The following is a 19285-nucleotide window of genomic DNA, read 5'->3' on the forward strand; positions in this document are numbered from 1 at the left end:
TCGTGGTGGTGGACAGGATGCTTGCCTCTTCTGTGAGACGCGGCACTGTGCGGCGAGGGGGGTCGAGCGGCCGTGTCGCGGAAAAGACGACGCCGGTCACTGACCGCGCAGAGGTGTCGTACAGCCGTGGGCGGCTGTGCAGCGCGGGACCGCTGCCCTCGCTCGTGTCGCGAGTGGGCCCCTCCCGATGTCAGGAGGGCGGTCGGTGTCGGAGCCGATCGGGCCACCGACCGGGCATCCAGGTGTTGCATACGTCGCCCGCCGAGGATCGGAAGCAAGCCGATTTTCGGCGGGTGCAATACCACTCTACCCCGGAAACACGTAGCTGCACCCGATCAAATGTTTCGTTCGGGACGGCACCGGCACGTCATCGGCCTGTCACCGGCCCCGCGAAGATCACCGCACGGGTGCGTACGGGCCGCTCCGACTTGGCTATTGTGCCCAGCATGGAGACGCCTGACGAGAACACCACGCCCGCCACCGGAATCGCCGCCCAGGACTGGACCGCCGCGTCCGCGGACCCGCAGTACCGGGCCGCCGTCGTCGATCTGCTCGGGGCCCTGGCGTACGGCGAGCTGGCCGCTTTCGAACGGCTCGCGGACGACGCGAAACTCGCGCCGACCCTGGAGGACAAGGCGGAGCTGGCCGCGATGGCCGCCGCCGAATTCCACCACTTCGAGCGGCTGCGCGACCGGCTCACCGAGATCGGCGAGTCGGCGAACAAGGCGATGCAGCCCTTCGGCGCCGCGCTCGACGAATTCCACCGGCAGACCGCGCCCTCGGACTGGCTCGAAGGGCTCGTCAAGGCGTACGTCGGCGACTCCATCGCCTCCGACTTCTACCGCGAGGTCGCCGCCCGGCTCGACACCGATACGCGCACGCTGGTGCTCGCGGTCCTGGACGACACCGGGCACGCGACCTTCGCCGTGGAGAAGGTGCGCGCCGCCATCGCCGCCGAGCCGCGCGTCGGCGGGCGGCTCGCGCTGTGGGCGCGGCGGCTGATGGGCGAGGCCCTGTCGCAGGCGCAGCGGGTGGTCGCCGACCGCGACGCGCTGTCCACCATGCTCGTCGGCGGGGTCGCCGACGGCTTCGACCTCGCGGAGGTCGGACGGATGTTCTCGCGGATCACCGAGGCGCACACCAAGCGGATGGCCGCGCTGGGCCTGGCCGCGTAACACCGCGTAACGCCTCACCGCGAAACTCTCCGCCCCGCCACGGCCGGTCCCGCCACGACTCCTGAGGACGCCGGTGGCCGCGTCAGACGCTCGACGCGGTCACTTTGGCGTGGCGGCCACGCTTCGGCGGGCGGGCCAGGACGCTCAGCATGGCCGCCCCCACCGCCAGCGCGGCGGGCAGCGTCGCCTCCGGGTGGCCGGGGCCGACGATCGTGCGGGTGACGAGGCCGCCGAGCAGCGCGGCGATCGGTCCTGTGGCCAGCAGCAGCGGACTCAACGGGAGCCGGAGCGGGAAGAGGCGGGCGGCGGCATAGGCGGCGCCGAGCCCGAGGGCGACGTAGGCGACGGCTTCCCAGAGCATCGTGATCCCTTTCCGGTGGTACGGCTGGTACGGACCGGTGCGCTCTGGTCCTACCCCTGTGGAGGCCGGGACAAAACGAAGGGCGGCAACCGGTTGCACCGGTTGCCGCCCTTTCGGCCCCTTTCAGGGCCGGACGTTCAGAGCGAAGCGCCGAAACCGACCTTGCGGGCGGACGGCTCGCCGATCTCCACGTACGCGAGCCGGTCGGCGGGGATCAGGACCTTGCGGCCGTGCTCATCCGTCAGACTCAGCAGCTTCGAGGCGCCGGACAGCGCGTCGGCGACGGCCTGCTCGACCTCCGCGACGGACTGCGCGCTCTCGATGTTGATCTCGCGCGGCGCGTGCTGCACGCCGATCTTGACCTCCACGGCTTGGATACCTCCGATGGTCTGGCGGTGTGCGCGGTTGGTTTCGCGCCGTACGCAGCAAAGACTAGCCCGGAGCGGCCGGTGGAAATCCGTACCTCGGCAACGCCGTGAGCGAACAGGCCCGGGGCGACGCGGACGGGCGGCGGGGCACCGCCTCAGTGGTGGCCCTCCGCGCCGTGCAGCGGGAATCCGGCGATACCGCGCCAGGCCAGGGAGGTCAGCAGGTCCACCGCGGTGTCGCGCGGCACGGTGCTCTTGCTCGCCAGCCAGTAGCGGGCGACGACCTGGGAGACACCGCCGAGGCCGACGGCCAGCAGCATCGACTGGTCGCGGGAGAGCCCGGTGTCCTCCGCGATGACCTCGCTGATCGCCTCGGCGCACTGGAGCGAGACCTTGTCGACGCGCTCGCGGACCGCGGGCTCGTTGGTCAGGTCGGACTCGAAGACCAGCCGGAAGGCGCCGCCCTCGTCCTCGACGTACGCGAAGTACGCGTCCATGGTGGCCTCGACGCGCTTCTTGTTGTCCGTGGTGGACGCCAGCGCGGTCCGTACCGAGTGCAGCAGGGACTCGCAGTGCTGGTCGAGCAGCGCGAGGTAGAGCTCCAGCTTGCCGGGGAAGTGCTGGTAGAGCACGGGCTTGCTCACGCCGGCCCGCTCGGCGATGTCGTCCATCGCGGCCGAGTGGTAACCCTGCGCCACGAAGACTTCCTGGGCCGCGCCCAGCAATTGTTCACGTCGGGCCCGGCGGGGCAGGCGTGTGCCGCGCGGCCTCGCCTGAGCTTGCTCGATGGCTGTCACGCCGCCTCCCAAATCTGAAGTGAGGAACGATAGAACACTGCGATGGCCATCGTACTTTTCAGTAACGACCCTGTGCGCCGTGCGGTCGCACATTCTCACTACCTGGAACCTCCGCGCGAGAGCGCCTGCGGAATCCGTCGGTGAGCGGCGACCGTCAGCGGTAGTCGTCCTCGTCCGGCGCGACGACCCTGCGCTGCTCCGCCGCGTCGGCCGGATCGGCCTCTTCCACCTGGTGGGAGGGGCGCGCGATGATCGGTTCGTCGTGCTGCTGGAGCAGTTCCGCGTGCTGTTCCGCGGTGTCGGCCTCCGGCGCTTCCAGATCCAGATCGGTGTCGCGGGCGATCTGGGCGGCGTCGAATTCGTCGGCCTCACGCTCGAAGCGTTCGATGTCCCCGCTACCGTTCCCGGTGTTCTCGGACATGGCCCCTCCTTCTCTTGCCTCACCCTTGAGCCTAGGCGGCCGGGCAGGCGCGTGCATGGCGGCTTCCCGGCCGCGGTGTGCGGCGCGCGCCCCTCGGAGCGCGTGGCGGCTTCCGGCCCTTGCGGAGGTTCTTGTGACCGCGAACACGCGGTCGTACGCGTGATCGTCTCGTAACATTCATCCATGCCCTCGACCGACGTTCCCCAGACGGCCGCAGAACCGGCGGTCGTACTCCCGCCCGGGCCGCGGCTCGCCCCGGGGGAATCGGTGCACACGGCGAGCCTGCCCGGCCTCACCCTGGTGGTCAGATCGCGCGGTACGGACGGGCCGGGGACGGCGCCCGCGCTCTTCGTGCACGGCCTCGGCGGCTCCTCGCAGAACTGGTCGGCGCTGATGGCCGCGCTGGCCGACCGGGTCGCGGGACAGGCGCTGGACCTGCCGGGATTCGGCCATTCCCCGCCGCCCGACGACGGCGACTACTCGATTCCGGGGCACGCGCGGGCGGTGGTCCGGCTGCTGGAGGCCGAGCGGCGCGGCCCGGTCCACCTCTTCGGGAATTCGCTGGGCGGCGCGGTGGCCGTCAAGGTCGCCGCCGCCCGGCCGGACCTGGTCCGCACCCTCACCCTGGTCTCGCCCGCGCTCCCCGAGCTGCCGCCGCAGCGCACCGCCTGGCCCACCGGGCTGCTCTCGGTGCCCGGCGTCCCCGCGCTGTATCTGCGCGCGACGAGGAACTGGCCGGCCGAGCGCAGGACCCAGGAGCTGCTGGCGCTCTGTTACGGCGACCCGGGGGTGGTCGGCGAGCAGGCCCGCGCCGACGCGGTCGCCGAATACCAGCGGCGGATCGAACTGCCGTATTTCTGGGACGTCATGGTGCGTTCCACCCGTGGGATCGTGGACGCGTACACGCTCGGTGGCCAGCATTCGCTGTGGCGGCAGGCGGAGCGCGTCCTCGCCCCTACGCTGCTCGTGTACGGAGGCCGGGACAAGCTCGTCTCGGTCAAGGTCGCCCGCCGGGCGGCCAGGGCTTTCCGCGATTCCCGGCTGCTGGTCATCCCCGACGGCGGTCATGTGGCGATGATGGAGCACCCCGAGCTGGTGGCCCGGGGCTTCCGCGATCTCCAGGACGAGGTCGCGGAAGCCGAGGACGACGGCCGGGGCCGTACGGACGCGGGGCCCGCCGGCGCCGAGGCGACCGGGAGCTGATCGAGGACGTGGGTGGGCGACGTGGGTAAGCACAGCGCGCGGGACGGCCAGGACGGCCGTGACAACGGCATTCCGGGCGCGCCCGGAATGCCGGGCGTCCCAGGACCCCTGCGGCCCGGCGTCCCCGGCAGCGGGCGCCGCCGCCGCGGTCCAGAACCGCTGTCCGGCCACGACACGGGCAGCTTCCCGCAGTACCGGCCGCAGGACCACGGCGGTCCGGCGCCCGCCCACCCCGAGCACCGCGAGCACACCGCGTGGGGCCCGGCCGACGACTGGGCGGCCGACACCGGCCGCTACTCCGGGCCGCCGCGCACCCGCGAGCTGCCCTTCGACCTCGTCGACGAGTGGGCGGAGGACTGGGAGGCGTACGACACCGCGTCCGCGCTGAGCTCCCCGCCCGCGGGACCCGCGCTCGGCCAGGGGCAGGGCCCGTACGCCCGGCACGCGCAGGCGCCCGGGCCCGGCCAGATGCAGGCGCCGGGCCGGCTGATCCCGCGCCCGCGGCAGGAATTCCTCGACGCCTTCGGACCGCAGGAGCCGGAAGGGCCCGCGGACCCGCCGCCCGGCGGCCCGGCCGCCGCGCCCGAGCCGGACCCGGAGCCGGAGGCGGACGCGGGCACGGCCGTGGACACCAAGTCCGGCGGCAAGGGGCGCACGCTCAGCGGGATCGCCGCCGCGGCCGTCGTCACGGTGCTCGCCGTGGTGGTCGCGGGACAGGTCGGCGGAAGTGAGAAACGGCACAGCGAGGACAGCGGCAAGGACACCGCGACGCGCTCGGCGGCCGACGAGGCGTCGCGCTCGCAGGACCGCGCGCCCGGCGCCGCGAGCGCGCCCGCGGGGGCCCCGGCGGCGACGCCCGCCGCCGCCACGTACGACGAGCTGATGGCCAAGCTGTACCCGCTGGACCCGGACCTGAGGCTGTCCGGCGCCTTCAGCACGGTCGGCGGCCACCAGGCCGCGCCGGGCAGGGGCAAGGTCATGCGCTTCCGGGTGGACGTCGAGCGCGGGCTGCCGCTGAACGCGCAGCTCTTCAGCGACACCGTCTTCAAGACCCTGAACGACAGCCGGAGTTGGGGACACGGCGGACAGATGTCCTTCGAGCGGGTCTCAACCGGCCCCGCGGACATCGTCATTACGCTCGCCAGTCCCGGCACCACCGCGAAGTGGTGCGCGAAGTCCGGTCTGGACACAACAGTTGAGAACGTGTCATGTGACTCCGCGTCAACTCCGCGCACGATGATCAACGCCTACCGATGGGCGCAGGGCGCCAGTACATTCGGCGCCGCGCGGGTGCACGAGTACCGGCAGATGCTGATCAACCACGAGGTCGGGCACCGTCTCGGGCACAGCCACGTCGGCTGTCCCAAGGAGGGCGCCCCGGCCCCGGTGATGATGCAGCAGACCAAATTCCTGTCGCTCGACGGCGGCCCCACCTGCAAGCCGAACGCGTGGCCGTACCCGTAGGCGGAGCCGTCCGCATCCCGTAGGCGCGGACCCGCTCAGCGGTGCAATCCATAAGTGATCGTTTGAGATCGTATTGATCTGGCTTTGACAATTGGTGTCGCGTCGCTGCACGCTTCTGTCCATGCAGCACCACCACGCACATCCGTATGCACGCGCCGGCATCGAGCTGGCGCTCATCGGCGTGGCCGCGCACTGCGTCGCCGACGTTCACTGTCGCTGACCGCATCCAGCCCCACCGCGTAGAGGCCCGGCCGCCGTCCCAGGACGGCGTCTCCTCCGCCACGGGCTGCTCCGGCCGGACCCTTCGGTCCCGCACGTCACGACCCGTTTCCGCTTTTTCGCGCGCACCGCTGTGCGCGCCCTTCCTCGCTGCCGCGAAAGGTTCCTCTGATGCGTCAACTGTCCTCCACATCCCGCCGCATAGGCGTGATCGCCGTCGGTCTGGCCCTTGCCGGAGGGGCCGTCGCCTGCGGCCCCAAGAACGGTGACGACGCCAAGGCGGGCGGCGACGGCAAGCCGGGCAAGGGCGGCACGCTGTACGTCCTGAACAACCAGGCGCAGGAGAACTTCGACCCCGCCCGGCTCTACACCTCCGGCGGCGGCAACGTGCCGTCGCTGGTCTACCGGACGCTCACCACCCGCAACCGCGCCGACGGCGCCGCGGGCGCCAAGGTCGTCCCCGACCTGGCCACCACCACCGGCGAGCCCAGCGAGAACGCCACGGTGTGGACGTACCACCTCAAGGACGGCCTGAAGTACGAGGACGGCTCGCCCATCACCACCGCCGACATCAAGTACGACATCGAGCGGTCCTTCGCCGCCGAGCTGTCCGGCGGCGCGCCCTACCTGCGGGACTGGCTGGTCGGCGCGGCCGACTACCAGGGCCCGTACAAGGACCCCAAGGGCCTGTCCTCGATCGAGACGCCCGACGCGAAGACCATCGTCTTCCACCTGAACAAGCCCGAGGGCGAATTCCCGCTGCTCGCCACGCAGACCTCCTTCGCGCCGGTGCCCAAGGCCAAGGACACCGGCACCAAATACGCGGCGCACCCGGTCTCCTCCGGCCCGTACAAGGTGGTCAGCAACGAGAACAACGGCGAGCACCTGGTGCTGAAGCGCAACCCCAACTGGTCGGCCGCCACCGACGACCAGCGCAAGGCGTACCCCGACACCATCGACGTGCAGTCCGGCCTCGACCAGGCCGTGATCAACCAGCGTCTGTCGGCGGGCGTCGGCAAGGACGCGGACGCGGTCACCACCGACACCAACCTCGGCCCGGCCGAGCTGGCCAAGGTGACCGGCGACAAGAACCTCGCCCAGCGGGTCGGGACCGGGCACTTCGGCTACACCGACTACATCGCCTTCAACCCGAAGGTGAAGCCGTTCGACAACATCAAGGTCCGGCAGGCCATCGCGTACGCGATCAACCGCACCACGGTGATCAACGCGCAGGGCGGCTCGTCGCTCAACGACCCGGCCACCACCTTCCTGCCCGCGCAGGCGTCCTTCGGCTACACCGCCTACGACCCGTTCCCCGCGGGCAAGACCGGTGACCCGGCCAAGGCCAAGGAGCTGCTGAAGGAGGCCGGTTACCCCAACGGCCTGACCGTCTCGCTCACCCACGACGTCACCAAGGGCGACGAGCAGGGCCCCGAGGTCGCCACCGCCGTCCAGGAGGCGCTCAAGGCGGCCGGGATCACCGTCAAGCTCGACGGCCAGGAGCACGCGGCCTTCTCCGACAAGATCCACACCCTGAAGACCGAGCCCGGCTTCTTCCTCACCGGCTGGGGCGCGGACTGGCCGTCCGGCGGCCCCTTCCTCGGCCCGATCTTCGACGGCCGCCAGATCGTCAGGGACGGCGCCAACTTCAACAACGCGCAGCTCGACGACCCGGCCGTGAACAACGAGATCGACCAGATCAACAAGATCACCGACCTCAAGGCCGCCGCCGTCCGCTGGGGCGCGCTGGACAAGAGGATCGGCGAGCAGGCGCTCACCGTGCCGCTCTTCCACCCCGTCTACAAGCGGCTGTTCGGCAAGAACATCAAGAACGTCGTGATCAGCGACTGGACCGGTGTGCTGGACATCTCGCAGGCCGCGGTGAAGTAGTCCGTGACCGTCGAAGCACTCTCGGCCGTCTCGGCCGCGGGGGAGGGCGCCGCCACCGCGGCGCCCCCCTCCGGGGCCCGGCAGATCTGGCGGCGGCTGCGCGGACAGCGCGCGGCGCTCGTCGGCGGCGCCGTCATCGTCCTGTTCGTCCTGGTCGCGGTGGCGGCCCCGCTGCTCGCCGCGCTCGAAGGGCAGGACACCACCACCTACCACGCCGACCTGGTCGACTCCGCGGCCGGCGGCGTACCGGTCGGCACCTTCGGCGGGGTCTCCGGCAGCCACTGGCTCGGCCTCGAACCCGGCACCGGACGCGACCTGTTCGCCCGGCTCGTCTACGGCTCGCGGATCTCGCTCGTCGTGGCCCTCGGCGCCACCGTCCTCCAGGTCGCGCTCGGCGTGGCCCTCGGCCTGGGCGCGGGCCTGGGCAACCGGTTCCTCGACAGCGTGCTCAGCCGGATCACCGACGTCTTCGTCACCATGCCCGCGCTGATCTTCGCCATCGCGCTGCTCGCGGTCGTCCCCGACGGCTTCCCGCGGCCCGTGCTGCTGATGCTGGTCCTCGGGCTGCTCGCCTGGGGCGGCATCGCGAAGATCGTCCGCGCGCAGGTGCTCACCCTCAAGTCCCTCGACTACGTGGCCGCTTCACGGCTCGCGGGCTCCAGCCGGTGGCGGACCGCGCGCCGCGAACTGCTGCCCGCGCTCGTCGCGCCCGTCGTCACCTACGCGGCGATCCTGCTGCCCTCCAACATCGTCTCCGAGGCGGGCCTGTCCTTCCTCGGCATCGGCGTCACCCCGCCCACCCCCTCCTGGGGCCAGATGCTCTCCAGCGCCTCGACCTGGTACCAGGCCGACTCCGCGTACGTCCTGCTGCCCGCCCTGCTGCTCTTCGTGACCGTGCTCGCCTTCACCGTCTTCGCGGACGGTGTGCGGACGGCCCTGGACCCGCGGGTCGCCAGCAGGCTGCGGGTGGGGACGGGACGGAAGTCGGCGAAGGCGGACGCGGCTTCTTCGGACACGGCCGCGACGGATACGGCTGGCCGCGCCTCGGACGCCGAGGCGGTGGACGGCGCGTGATCCGCTTCCTCGGGCGGCGGCTCTTCCAGGCCCTCGTCGTCCTCCTCGTCCTGGCCGCCGTGCTCTACGCGTGCTTCTACCTCGCGCCCGGCGACGCGGCCCGGCTGGCCTGCGGCCCCAAGTGCTCGACCGCGCAGATCGTGCAGATCCGCGGCCAGATGGGCCTCGACGACCCGGTGTACGTGCAGTTCTGGCACTTCCTCAGCGGCATCGTCGCCGGTCACGACTACAGCACCGGCACCGATGTGCTGCACTGCCCGGCGCCCTGCCTCGGCCAGTCGTACCGCACCGGCGAACTCGTCACGTCGATGGTCGGCGAGAAGCTGCCCGCCACCGCGTCGCTCGCCTTCGGCGCGATGGTGCTGTGGCTGGTCATCGGCGTCGGCACCGGCCTGCTGTCCGCGCTGCGGCGCGGCACCGTCACCGAACGGGCCCTGACCGGCTTCACGTTGGTCGGCACGGCGACCCCGGTGTTCATCACGGGCATCCTGCTGCTCCTGCTCTTCTGCTCCTGGCTCCAGTGGCTGCCGTACCCCTCGTACGTCCCGCTCACCGAGGACCCGCAGCAGTGGGCGTGGAATCTGCTGCTGGCCTGGCTCGCGCTCGCCCTGGTGGAGGCCGCCAAGTACGCCCGGCTGACCCGCAGTTCGATGCTGGAGACGCTGGCGGAGGACCACATCCGCACCTTCCGCGCGTACGGCGTCAGCGAGCGGGCCATCGTCGTACGGCACGCGCTGCGGGGCGCGCTGACCCCGGTGATCGCGCTGTCCGCGCTGGACCTCGGCACGATGTTCGGCGGCGCGCTGCTCACTGAGACGCTGTTCAACATCCCCGGACTCGGGCAGCAGCTCGTGCAGTCCGTACAGATCAAGGACGTGCCGGTGGTGGTCGGGATCGTGCTGGTCATGGGCCTGGCCGTCGTCGTGGCCAACGCTGTCGCCGACGTGCTGTACGCGGTGGCCGACCGACGGGTGGTACTGGCATGACCGGGCAACTCACCGACCTGGAAGCCCCGTTGGTGGAGGTCGCGGGACTGCGGATCGAATTCCCCACCGAGGGCGGGGCCGTACGGGCCGTCGACGGGCTGGACTTCACGCTCGGCGCGGGCGGCGCGCTCGGGCTCGTCGGCGAGTCGGGCTCCGGTAAGAGCGCGACCGCGTACGCCCTGCTCGGCCTGCACCGCGGTACGGGCGCGCGGGTCTCCGGGACCGTACGGGTCGCCGGGACCGACGTACTCGGCGCGGACGACGCCGAGTTGCGCGAGCTGCGCGGCGGGGTCGCCGCCATGGTCTTCCAGGACCCGCTGTCCTCGCTCGACCCCTACTACGCCATCGGCGACCAGATCGCCGAGGTCTACCGGGTGCACCACCGCGGCTCGCGCGCCGCGGCGCGGGCCCGCGCCGTCGAGGTCCTGGACCGCGTCGGCATCCCCGACGCCGCCCGCCGGTCCCGCTCCCGGCCGCACGAGTTCAGCGGCGGCATGCGCCAACGCGCCCTGATCGCCATGGCGTTGGCGTGCGAGCCGCGCCTGCTCATCGCCGACGAGCCCACGACGGCTCTCGACGTCACCGTCCAGGCCCAGATCCTCGACCTGCTGCACGAACTGCGGGCCGAGACCGGCATGGGGCTGCTGCTCGTCACCCACGACCTGGGCGTCGTCGCCGGGAGCGTCGACGACATCCTCGTCATGCGGGACGGCGCCGCCGTCGAACGCGGTCCGGTCGCCGAGGTGCTGGCCGCCCCGGCGCACGACTACACGCGGGCGCTGCTGTCGGCGGTGCCCCGGATCGACCCGCGGCCGGCGGACGGCGGGGAGCCGGGCGCGGCTCCCGCGCCCGTGGGCGCGGCGACACCACGCGGACGCGGCGCGCGTACGGGCACGGCCGAAGAGCCCGGCTCCGAGCTTCTGCTGGAAGCGGTCGCGCTGCGGCGGGAGTTCGGCAAGGGGCGGCAGCGGCTCACGGCCGTGGGCGACGTGTCGCTCCAGGTCAGGGCCGGGGAGACGCTCGGCATCGTGGGCGAGAGCGGCAGCGGCAAGACGACGCTCGGGCGGATGCTCGTGCGACTGCTCGACCCGAGCGCGGGCGAGATCCGCTACCGGGGCCGGGAGATCGGCGGACTGGGGGACAAGGCGCTGCGCCCGCTGCGGCGCGAGCTGCAAATGGTCTTCCAGGACCCGGTCTCCTCGCTCAACCCGCGCCGCAGCATCGGCGAGTCCATCGCGGACCCGCTGCGGGCGGCGGGCGAACTGAGCGACAAGGCCGTCGTCGGCCGGGTGAAGGAACTGCTGGAGCGGGTCGGCCTCGACCCGGAGTGGTACCACAGGTACCCGCACGAGTTCAGCGGCGGGCAGCGCCAACGCGTCGGTATCGCACGGGCCCTGGCGCCCGAGCCGAAGCTCATCGTGTGCGACGAGCCGGTCTCCGCGCTGGACGTCACCACGCAGGCGCAGGTCGTCGCGCTGCTCGCGGAACTCCGCCGCGACCTCGGCCTGTCGCTGGTCTTCATCGCCCACGACCTCGCCGTGGTACGGCAGGTGAGCGACCGCGTCGCGGTGATGCGCGGCGGCCGGATCGTGGAGTCCGGCACGGTCGACGAGGTCTACGACGCGCCCCAGGACCCCTACACCAAGGGCCTGTTGGCGGCCGTCCCGGTGCTGGACCCGGCCGAATCCGCGGCCCGCAGGGCGGACCGCAGGGAACTGCGGAGCGTGATGGTGACCGCACCTTAGGTCACATCAACGCGTGGCAGTGTGAGAAGTTACGCCCGTTCACCCCTTTTGGTGGCGCGGCGGACAACCGTCCGCCGCGCCACCGCCGTACCGGAATAACGTCTTCGCGCCGGGCGGACGCAGGTCCCGTGGGCGCCACCCGGCCGACATTCCGTTGTGGCCGAGCCAGGGAGAAAGGGGGCGTACACGTGCGTATCGCATTGCTCACCGAGGGTGGTTACCCGTACGCGCGAGGTGAAGGGGGTGCGTGGTGCGACCGGCTCGTCCGCGGTCTCGCGCACCACGAATTCGACGTGTACGCGCTCAGCCGGTCACCGCGGACGGAGGCGGGGGGCCGCGTCGAAGTGCCGTCGCACGTACGGCGGTTCCGCGCGGAACGCCTCTGGGGGGAGCCCCCGGCCGCCGCCCTCGCGCCGACGTGCGGCGGCGGCCGGGCGGCCAGACGCGCCAGACGCGCCGACTTCCTCACCCACTACCGCGACCTGGTCGCGGCGCTGGCCGGCGGCGCCGGGCTCGGCTCCGCCGACCGGGCGGACCGTTTCGCCTCCGGGCTGTACGGTCTCGCCGAGGTCGCCGCAGAACACGGCGGCCTGCCCGATCTGTTGCGCGGCGAGGACGCGCTCGCCGCCCTGGAGTCGGCGTGCCGCGCCCCCGGCGTGCGTCCCGTGCTCGGCGACATCGTCGTCACCGAACTCCTCGCCGTCGCCGAGCTGTTGGAACGCCAGCTCAGGCCGCTGTCCGCGCCCTGGTACGGGTCGAGCGAACTGGGCGCCGTCGATGTCTGCCACGCCGTCTCCGGGGGCCCGGCGGCCTTGCCCGGCCTGCTGGCCAAACGGTTCTGCGGAACGCCGCTCATCGTCACCGAGTACACCGTGCGGGTACGGGAGGCGCTGCTCGGGAACCGCGCGGCCGGACTGGCCGGAGCCGTACGGGTGGTGCTCGGCGACTACCACCGGCTGCTCGCCGGGGAGAGCTACCGGCAGGCCGCGCTCGTCACGCCCGGCTCCACGCATGTGCGGCGCTGGCAGGAGCGGTGCGGGGCGCCGCGCGACCGGATGCGGACCATCCATCCGGGGATCGACGCGGCGCGCTTCGCCCTCGCGGGCGAGGCCGCCGAGGCCGAGGCCACCGCGCCCGCCGCGCACGCCGACCCCACGCTCGCCTGGGTCGGCAGGATCGATCCGGCCAAGGACCTCATCGCGCTGCTGCACGCCTTCCGCGCGATACGCGCGGACGAGCCGCGGGCGCGGCTGCGGATCTTCTACCTGCGGCTGCGCGCCGCCGACGAACGCGCGGCCTCCTACCTCGGGCACTGCCGGACGCTCGCCGCGCAGCTCTTCCCCTACGAGGCCGCCGACGCCAACGCCGTCGGTGAGAGTCCCGTCAGCTTCGAGGAGATCGGGTCGCCCGGCGCGCCCGAACTCGCCGACGCGTACGCCGCGGGCGACGTCGTGGTGCTCTCCAGCAGCGCGGAAGGCTTTCCGCTGAGCCTGGTCGAGGCGATGTTCTGCGGGCGGCCCACCGTGTCCACCGACGTGGGGGCCGTCCGCGAGGTCATCGGCGGCACCGGGCTCGTCGTGCCGCCGCGCAACCCCAAGGCGCTGGCGGACGCCGTCGTCGATCTGCTGCGCGGGCCCGAGCGGGCGTCGCGGCTCGGGGCCGCGGCCCGGGAGCGGGCGCTCGCGCTCTTCACCGTCACCCGGTGCGTGGACGCCTTCCGCGAGAGCTATCTCGACGTGGTCGCGCACCATCCCGTGCGGCGCGAGCCGCTGCTCGACGCGGCGGGCGATCCGCGGCCGTTCACGGCTCCCGCCGAGTCGCACGTCCCGGCCCGCCTGGCCCCCACCCCCGCCCACCCCGCCTGGTCCCGCACCCCCGAACCCGTAGGTGCCCCGTCCGCCTCCGGAGGCTCCCCCTCATGACCACGCCGACCCCCGCCCACGCCTTACTCACCCGCCTCACCGCCCAGGCCGCCCCGCCCGCCTCACCCCTGCGGCTCCCGCCCCACGACCCCGACGACCCCACCGCCATAGACATAGACGCCTACGACGACGAGGCCACCCCCCACTCCCTCGACGAGACGGTCACGGCCCTCTTCGGCGCCTCCCGCCTCCCGGCGCGGAACCCGGACACCGACGAGCACCCGGCCGAGCTGCGTCCGGCCCCCCCGGACGGCGACCCGTCGCGCGTACGGTCCCGGACCGTCGTCGCGGACGACGCGCAACCGCCCGCCGCCGCGCCCGAGACCGCCGCCCAGCCGTGCCCAGCCGCCCCGACCCGCACAGATTCGTTCGGAGCCGCCTCCCCACCCGCCGCCGCGCCATCGAGTCCGGACGCTTCCGCGTCCGAAGTGCCCGTCGCGGACCGGGGCTTGGCGGTGCTTGGCGACCCCGCTCGCGAGCAGCGCGAGCCCCGCTCAGGCGCGGAGCCCCGCGTTACCGACGAGCCGCAGGCCCACGCGGATTCGGCGCGGCGGCCCGAGTCGGGGTCGGCGAAGCCGGGTGATGACGGGGCGCACGGCTTGCCTGACGCTCGCCTCGCGGACCCGGACAGCGCCGCATCGGTGAGCGGCGCGGGCCTCATGCGGTCCGAGACCCGCCCGGGCACGAACGTTTCCGTATCCGAAGTGCCCGTCGTGGACGGGGACTTGGTCCTGCCTGGCGGCTCCGCTCGCGAGCGGGACGGTTCGGTACCGGGCGGCCTGGACGCTGACGGCGGGTTGCGCTCGGGCGCGGGCCTCCGCGTTGCCGAGGGCCCCGAGGCGGAGGGGGATTCGGCGCGCGCGGGCGCAAACGCTTCCGTACTCGAAGTGCCGGTCCTGGAAGGGGACTTGGCCCTGCCTGGCGGCCCCGCTCGCGAGCGGCGCGGGCCGGTACCGGTCGGCCTGGACGCCGAGGGTGCGGGGCTACGCGGTGCTGGGGCGGGGGCGGGTGGGGAGGCGCGGCCCGGAGGGCGGTTGGTGGGGATCGACGGCGGGCGACGGGCCGCGCGGGGCGGACCGCAGGCCGGCGGACGGGTGGCGGACTTTCGGGCGGGGGCGCGGCCGGGCGGTGCGGACGAGCCGCGGCGCAGGGGGCCCGCCGACCCCGTACGGGGAGTGATGCACCGGCACGAGGCGCTGATCGCGGGCGCCGTGGACGAGTGGGAGATCGCGGCCGGGCTGGAAGCCCACGGCGTGACGGACGGAGCCGCGCGACGCCTGCGGCACCGGGACGTCTTCGGGCTCGCGGAGGAGCTGTACGCGCGGGTCCCGAGGGCGGTACGCCGACTGGAGGCGGCGCCGGGGGAGCGGGAACGGGCCCTGCCGCGCTGGCGGACCGGGGCCGCGCAGGCGGTGCCGGGCGCGGTGTGCGCGCTGGCGGCCGGAGCCCCCGGAAGCGTACGGCTGCCGCTGCTGGCGTTCGTCGCCGTCGTCGCGTGGGCCGCCGTACGGATCGGACCGCTGCGGGTCGAGCGCGGCGCGGGCGCCGCCGTATGGACGTACGGCCTGCTCGGCTACGCGCTGTACGCCGGGCACGCCACCGGCCGCACCGCCGGCGCCGCCACCCTCGCGGCGCTCACCTTCGCCCTGCTGCCCGCCGCGTACTGCGCGCACTGGCTCGCCGTCCGCTCCAGGGCCCAACTCGCCCCCAGCCACGGCCTGTCGGACTTCGCCGACGCCGTACGCCCCCGCCTGGCCGCGGCCCTCGCCGTGTACGCCGTCGCGCTGATCGCCCTGCTCGACACGGCCACCGCCGTCGCGGGCTCCGCGCCACTGGCCGGACCGGCCGCCCTCGGCCTGCTGCTCTTCGCCGCGCGCCTGCTGTCCGTGCACGGCTTCCCCGGCCACGCGGCGGCCGGTCTCGGAGCGGCCTGCGCCGCCGAGGCGCTGACCCTCGCCGCGACCCCCCTGCACCTCGGCCCTGCCCCCGCCACCGCGCAAGCCGTCATCTGCGGCGCCGCCGCACTCGTGCTGACCGCGCAGGCGTTCCGCGTGCTGCCCCGTGCCTCCGCGCACCGGCCGCCGCCGCGCCACCACCCCTGACCTCAGCAGAACGAACGACCAGGAGAACACCCCTTGACCAGGTACCGAACCGCCCCGACCCCGACCGCGGCCCGACGCCCGGCACGCCCCCTCCTCGTCCGCGAGGACGGCCTTCCGCCCCGCGGGCGCACGACGGGACACTCGGCGCAGGCACTCGGAGGCACGCGATGAGAGTGCTGCTGCTCGGAGCCGACGGCTTCCTCGGCCGGCATGTCGCGGAGCGGCTCCTCGCCGACCCCGCCGTCCAGCTCACCGCGCTCGGCAGGAGCGACGACGCGGACGTCCGCTTCGACCTGGCGAGCGGCGCGCCCGGCGTCCTCGCCAGGTTCCTGGACGCCGTGCACCCCGGAGTCGTGATCAACTGCGCCGGTACGACCAGGGGCGGCGCCCGCGAGCTGACCCGGCAGAACACCGTCGCCGTCGCCACCGTCTGCGAGGCGATGCGCCGCAGCCAGGTCGACGCCCGGCTCGTCCAGCTCGGCTGCGGCTCCGAGTACGGGCCCTCGCCGCAAGGCGCGTCCACCGGCGAGGACGCGGTGCCCCGCCCCGGCGGCCCCTACGGCGTCAGCAAGCTCGCCGCGACCGAGCTGGTCCTCAGCTCAGGTCTCGACGCGGTGGTGCTGCGGGTGTTCAGCCCGGTCGGCCCCGGCACCCCGACCGGGGCCCCGCTCGGCCGGGTCGCCGAAACCCTGCGCCGCGCGATGCAGAACGGCGACGGCGAGCTGAAACTCGGCGGCCTCGGCGTCCAGCGCGACTTCATCGACGCCCGCGACGTGGCCCGCGCCGTGCACGCCGCGTCGCTGTCCGCCGCGCAGGGCGTGGTGAACATCGGCAGCGGCCGAGCCGTCCGGATGCGTGAGATGGCCGCGGCCCTCGCCCATGTGGCGGGCTACGAGGGCTCGCTGCACGAGCTGGACGAGACGCCCGCGTCCGCCGGGCCGCCCCCGTACCCCGACGGCTGCGGCGGCTGGCAGCAGGCCGACGTCCGTACCGCCAGGGACCGGCTCGGCTGGCGGCCCCGGATCGGCCTGGAGGAGTCCCTGGCCGATGTGTGGATGGAGGCGGCATGTCGCGTCTGACGCGACCGCACCAGTGGGGCACGGGACTGCGCCGCCGTGCGGGCGCGGGCCGGGACGCGATGGGCTTCGGCGTCCCGGCGTTCGCGCACCCGCTGGTCGCCCCCACCGAATGGGCCGAACTGGCCCGGCCGGGGGCGCCGCTGCACTGGGCCGCCTTCGACGTGGCCCGCGGCCCCGGTACGCGGCCCGACCCGCTGTACGGAGAGGTCGTCGGCCGCGTCCGTGAGAACGGCGTCCCGGTCCTCGGACTGCTGGACTGCCGCAACGGCACCCGGCCCTTCGGCGACCTGCTCGCCGACGCCTCCCACTACCTGGACTGGTACCGGGTCGACGGCTTCTACCTGGACCGCGCCCCGACCGGCCGCGCCGACGCCGCCGAGTGCCGCCGGGTGGTGACCACGCTGCGGGCACTGCTGCACGCGGACGACGAGGACCCCGGGGGCACGGAGGACACCGGGGGCACGGAGGGCAACGAGGCCGCCGAGGGCAGCGGGGACAACGGGGACAGCAGAGGCAGAAGGGGCAGCGGGGCCAGTGGGGCCAGCGGGAGAGCGGGAGCCGCCGCCTCGCGCCTGCCGGAGAGCGGCGGCGGCCAGATCGTCCTCGGCCACGGCGAGCACCCGTGGCCCGGATACGCCGAACTGGCCGACCAGCTCGTCACCTTCTGCGGCCCCTGGACCAGTTACCGCTGGTCGGAGGCGCCGGAGTGGACGGCCGCGTACCCGCCGGAACGCTTCGTGCACCTGGTGCACGGCCTGCCCAGGTCCCATCTGGACACCGCCCTGCGGATCGCCCGCTGGCAGGGCGCGTCCACGGTGTGCCTCACCGACCGCACGGACCGGGACGGCGCCGACCCGTGGGCGGGCCTGGCCGGATACTGGCACGAAGCCGTCCGTATGCTGCGCAAACAGCCGTCGCCGAGCACGTAGCACCGGCGCGGCGGCCCCTCGGACCGGGCACGGCCAGGACGCGGGGGGAGCGCGGCCGGAGCGTGACCGGGACGTGACCGGGATGTGAGCCGATTCCGTCTCGGTCCTCGGACCGGGTGTCTTGGAATGAAGACCGGCGTGGCAGTGTTGCAGGGACAGCACGTACCGCACGTACTGACTGATGACCGACCAACCGTATTGCTGAGGTCCCTGTGTCGCTGCCACCCCTGGTCGAGCCGGCCGCCGAGCTCTCCGTTGACGAGGTCCGCAGGTATTCGCGCCATCTGATCATCCCCGACGTGGGAATGGACGGCCAGAAGCGGCTGAAGAACGCCAAGGTGCTGTGTGTCGGCGCCGGCGGGCTCGGCTCTCCGGCCCTGATGTACCTGGCCGCCGCGGGCGTCGGCACGCTCGGCATCGTCGAATTCGACGAGGTCGACGAGTCGAACCTCCAGCGTCAGATCATCCACAGCCAGGCCGACATCGGCCGCTCGAAGGCCGAATCCGCCCGCGACTCCGTCAAGGGCATCAACCCGTACGTGAACGTCGTCCTGCACGAAGAGCGGCTCGAAGCCGAGAACGTGATGGAGATCTTCTCCCAGTACGACCTGATCGTCGACGGCACGGACAACTTCGCGACCCGCTACCTGGTCAACGACGCGTGCGTGCTGCTGGGCAAGCCCTACGTCTGGGGCTCCATCTACCGCTTCGACGGCCAGGCATCGGTCTTCTGGTCCGAGCACGGCCCCTGCTACCGCTGCCTCTACCCGGAGCCCCCGCCCCCCGGCATGGTCCCCTCCTGCGCCGAGGGCGGCGTCCTCGGCGTGCTGTGCGCGTCCATCGGCTCGATCCAGGTCACCGAGGCCATCAAGCTGCTCGCGGGCATCGGCGAGCCGCTGCTCGGCCGCCTGATGATCTACGACGCCCTGGAGATGACGTACCGCACGGTGAAGGTCCGCAAGGACCCGGACTGCGCGGTCTGCGGCGAGAACCCGACCGTCACCGAGCTGATCGACTACGAGGCGTTCTGCGGCGTCGTGTCCGAGGAGGCCCAGGAGGCCGCGCTCGGCTCGACCATCACTCCCAAGCAGCTCAAGGAGTGGATGGACGACGGCGAGAACATCGAGGTCATCGATGTCCGCGAGCCGAACGAGTACGAGATCGTCTCCATCCCCGGCGCGAAGCTCATCCCGAAGAACGAGTTCCTGATGGGCAGCGCCCTGGAGCACCTGCCGCAGGACAAGCGGATCGTCCTGCACTGCAAGACCGGTGTGCGCTCCGCGGAGGTCCTCGCCGTCCTGAAGTCCGCGGGCTTCTCCGACGCCGTGCACGTCGGCGGCGGCGTGATCGGCTGGGTCAACACGATCGAGCCCGACAAGCCGGTGTACTAAGCCAGTTGAAGCGGTCTCACGGCGGAGGGGCCCGGTGCCACGCACCGGGCCCCTCCGCCGTCCCGTCATGTCCTGTTGTTCCAGATGCCCTTGACGGTATCGAAACTGTGACGGACCCATGACCTGCCCATGAGAGAGCCGGGGGGCGAAGGAGGTAGC

The 19285-nt window shown here is 73.0% G+C and carries 17 protein-coding genes; 13 read left to right on the top strand and 4 right to left on the bottom strand.

The genetic code is table 11. The features are described 5' to 3' along the window. The first annotated feature begins 446 nt into the window (after positions 1-446). Positions 447-1175, top strand: coding sequence for a ferritin-like fold-containing protein (locus ABZX65_RS33070; protein WP_355348606.1), 729 nt, complete (start codon positions 447-449; stop codon positions 1173-1175). Between the two features lie 82 nt (positions 1176-1257). On the opposite strand, the gene ABZX65_RS33075 is transcribed toward ABZX65_RS33070, so the two are convergent. From ABZX65_RS33075 to ABZX65_RS33090, 4 genes are all read right to left on the bottom strand, one after another. Continuing rightward, the gene (locus tag ABZX65_RS33075; RefSeq protein ID WP_355348609.1) at positions 1258-1536 is read right to left on the bottom strand and encodes a hypothetical protein; all 279 of its coding nucleotides are present in this window, start codon (positions 1534-1536) and stop codon (positions 1258-1260) included. 137 nt (positions 1537-1673) lie between these two features. Further along, the gene (locus ABZX65_RS33080) at positions 1674-1904 is read right to left on the bottom strand and encodes a DUF3107 domain-containing protein (protein WP_188281577.1); all 231 of its coding nucleotides are present in this window, start codon (positions 1902-1904) and stop codon (positions 1674-1676) included. A 155-nt stretch (positions 1905-2059) separates the two neighbouring features. After that, the gene (locus ABZX65_RS33085; RefSeq protein WP_355348614.1) at positions 2060-2701 is read right to left on the bottom strand and encodes a TetR/AcrR family transcriptional regulator; all 642 of its coding nucleotides are present in this window, start codon (positions 2699-2701) and stop codon (positions 2060-2062) included. 154 nt (positions 2702-2855) lie between these two features. Further along, positions 2856-3122, bottom strand: a complete 267-nt coding sequence (locus ABZX65_RS33090) for a hypothetical protein (RefSeq protein WP_355348617.1) — start codon at positions 3120-3122, stop codon at positions 2856-2858. A gap of 183 nt (positions 3123-3305) precedes the next feature. Between ABZX65_RS33090 and ABZX65_RS33095 the strand changes: the two genes are divergently transcribed. The 12 genes from ABZX65_RS33095 (at position 3306) to moeZ (ending at position 19126) form a co-directional block, all read left to right on the top strand. Then, a complete protein-coding gene (locus tag ABZX65_RS33095; protein ID WP_355348620.1) occupies positions 3306-4325 on the top strand; it encodes an alpha/beta hydrolase in 1020 nt (339 codons plus the stop codon). Between the two features lie 21 nt (positions 4326-4346). Next, positions 4347-5789 (top strand): DUF3152 domain-containing protein, encoded by a 1443-nt coding sequence (locus ABZX65_RS33100; protein WP_355348623.1) that lies wholly within the window; start codon positions 4347-4349, stop codon positions 5787-5789. Between the two features lie 121 nt (positions 5790-5910). After that, positions 5911-6009, top strand: coding sequence for an Ms4533A family Cys-rich leader peptide (locus tag ABZX65_RS33105; protein WP_355348626.1), 99 nt, complete (start codon positions 5911-5913; stop codon positions 6007-6009). A gap of 170 nt (positions 6010-6179) precedes the next feature. Continuing rightward, entirely contained in the window at positions 6180-7898 is a 1719-nt protein-coding gene (locus tag ABZX65_RS33110; protein ID WP_355348629.1) for an ABC transporter substrate-binding protein, read from the top strand. A gap of 3 nt (positions 7899-7901) precedes the next feature. After that, the gene (locus tag ABZX65_RS33115) at positions 7902-8972 is read left to right on the top strand and encodes an ABC transporter permease (protein WP_355348632.1); all 1071 of its coding nucleotides are present in this window, start codon (positions 7902-7904) and stop codon (positions 8970-8972) included. Further along, on the top strand, positions 8969-9958 hold the full coding sequence (locus ABZX65_RS33120; RefSeq protein ID WP_355348635.1) for an ABC transporter permease: 990 nt from the start codon (positions 8969-8971) through the stop codon (positions 9956-9958). Before ABZX65_RS33115 ends, ABZX65_RS33120 begins: the two co-directional genes overlap by 4 nt. Further along, complete coding sequence (locus ABZX65_RS33125; protein ID WP_355348638.1) at positions 9955-11703, top strand: ABC transporter ATP-binding protein; 1749 nt, start codon at positions 9955-9957, stop codon at positions 11701-11703. Before ABZX65_RS33120 ends, ABZX65_RS33125 begins: the two co-directional genes overlap by 4 nt. Before the next feature lie 188 nt (positions 11704-11891). Continuing rightward, positions 11892-13625 carry a DUF3492 domain-containing protein gene (locus tag ABZX65_RS33130; protein WP_355348641.1) on the top strand — a complete coding sequence of 578 codons (1734 nt, stop codon included), beginning with the start codon at positions 11892-11894 and terminating at the stop codon, positions 13623-13625. Positions 13626-14803: 1178 nt separating this feature from the next. Continuing rightward, positions 14804-15727: a hypothetical protein gene (locus ABZX65_RS33135; protein WP_355348644.1), complete on the top strand. Its 924-nt coding sequence runs from the start codon at positions 14804-14806 to the stop codon at positions 15725-15727. A 167-nt stretch (positions 15728-15894) separates the two neighbouring features. Continuing rightward, entirely contained in the window at positions 15895-16806 is a 912-nt protein-coding gene (locus ABZX65_RS33140; RefSeq protein WP_188283310.1) for an NAD(P)-dependent oxidoreductase, read from the top strand. 59 nt (positions 16807-16865) lie between these two features. Then, the gene (locus ABZX65_RS33145; RefSeq protein ID WP_355348703.1) at positions 16866-17735 is read left to right on the top strand and encodes a spherulation-specific family 4 protein; all 870 of its coding nucleotides are present in this window, start codon (positions 16866-16868) and stop codon (positions 17733-17735) included. 212 nt (positions 17736-17947) lie between these two features. Next, positions 17948-19126, top strand: coding sequence for an adenylyltransferase/sulfurtransferase MoeZ (gene moeZ / locus ABZX65_RS33150; protein WP_355348647.1), 1179 nt, complete (start codon positions 17948-17950; stop codon positions 19124-19126). Positions 19127-19285 lie beyond the last annotated feature (159 nt).

Origin of the sequence: Streptomyces sp. NPDC003300 (genome assembly GCF_040610915.1) — a bacterium.
GTDB lineage: Bacteria > Actinomycetota > Actinomycetes > Streptomycetales > Streptomycetaceae > Actinacidiphila.

Bases quoted from the DNA above. Each gene is read 5' to 3' on its own strand.
- ABZX65_RS33140 (WP_188283310.1), top strand. From the start codon at position 15,895: ATGAGAGTGCTGCTGCTCGGAGCCGACGGCTTCCTCGGCCGGCATGTC.
- ABZX65_RS33105 (WP_355348626.1), top strand. From the start codon at position 5,911: ATGCAGCACCACCACGCACATCCGTATGCACGCGCCGGCATCGAGCTG.
- ABZX65_RS33095 (WP_355348620.1), top strand. From the start codon at position 3,306: ATGCCCTCGACCGACGTTCCCCAGACGGCCGCAGAACCGGCGGTCGTA.
- ABZX65_RS33145 (WP_355348703.1), top strand. From the start codon at position 16,866: ATGGGCTTCGGCGTCCCGGCGTTCGCGCACCCGCTGGTCGCCCCCACC.
- ABZX65_RS33070 (WP_355348606.1), top strand. From the start codon at position 447: ATGGAGACGCCTGACGAGAACACCACGCCCGCCACCGGAATCGCCGCC.
- ABZX65_RS33135 (WP_355348644.1), top strand. From the start codon at position 14,804: ATGCACCGGCACGAGGCGCTGATCGCGGGCGCCGTGGACGAGTGGGAG.
- ABZX65_RS33075 (WP_355348609.1), bottom strand. From the start codon at position 1,536: ATGCTCTGGGAAGCCGTCGCCTACGTCGCCCTCGGGCTCGGCGCCGCC.
- ABZX65_RS33110 (WP_355348629.1), top strand. From the start codon at position 6,180: ATGCGTCAACTGTCCTCCACATCCCGCCGCATAGGCGTGATCGCCGTC.
- ABZX65_RS33125 (WP_355348638.1), top strand. From the start codon at position 9,955: ATGACCGGGCAACTCACCGACCTGGAAGCCCCGTTGGTGGAGGTCGCG.
- ABZX65_RS33090 (WP_355348617.1), bottom strand. From the start codon at position 3,122: ATGTCCGAGAACACCGGGAACGGTAGCGGGGACATCGAACGCTTCGAG.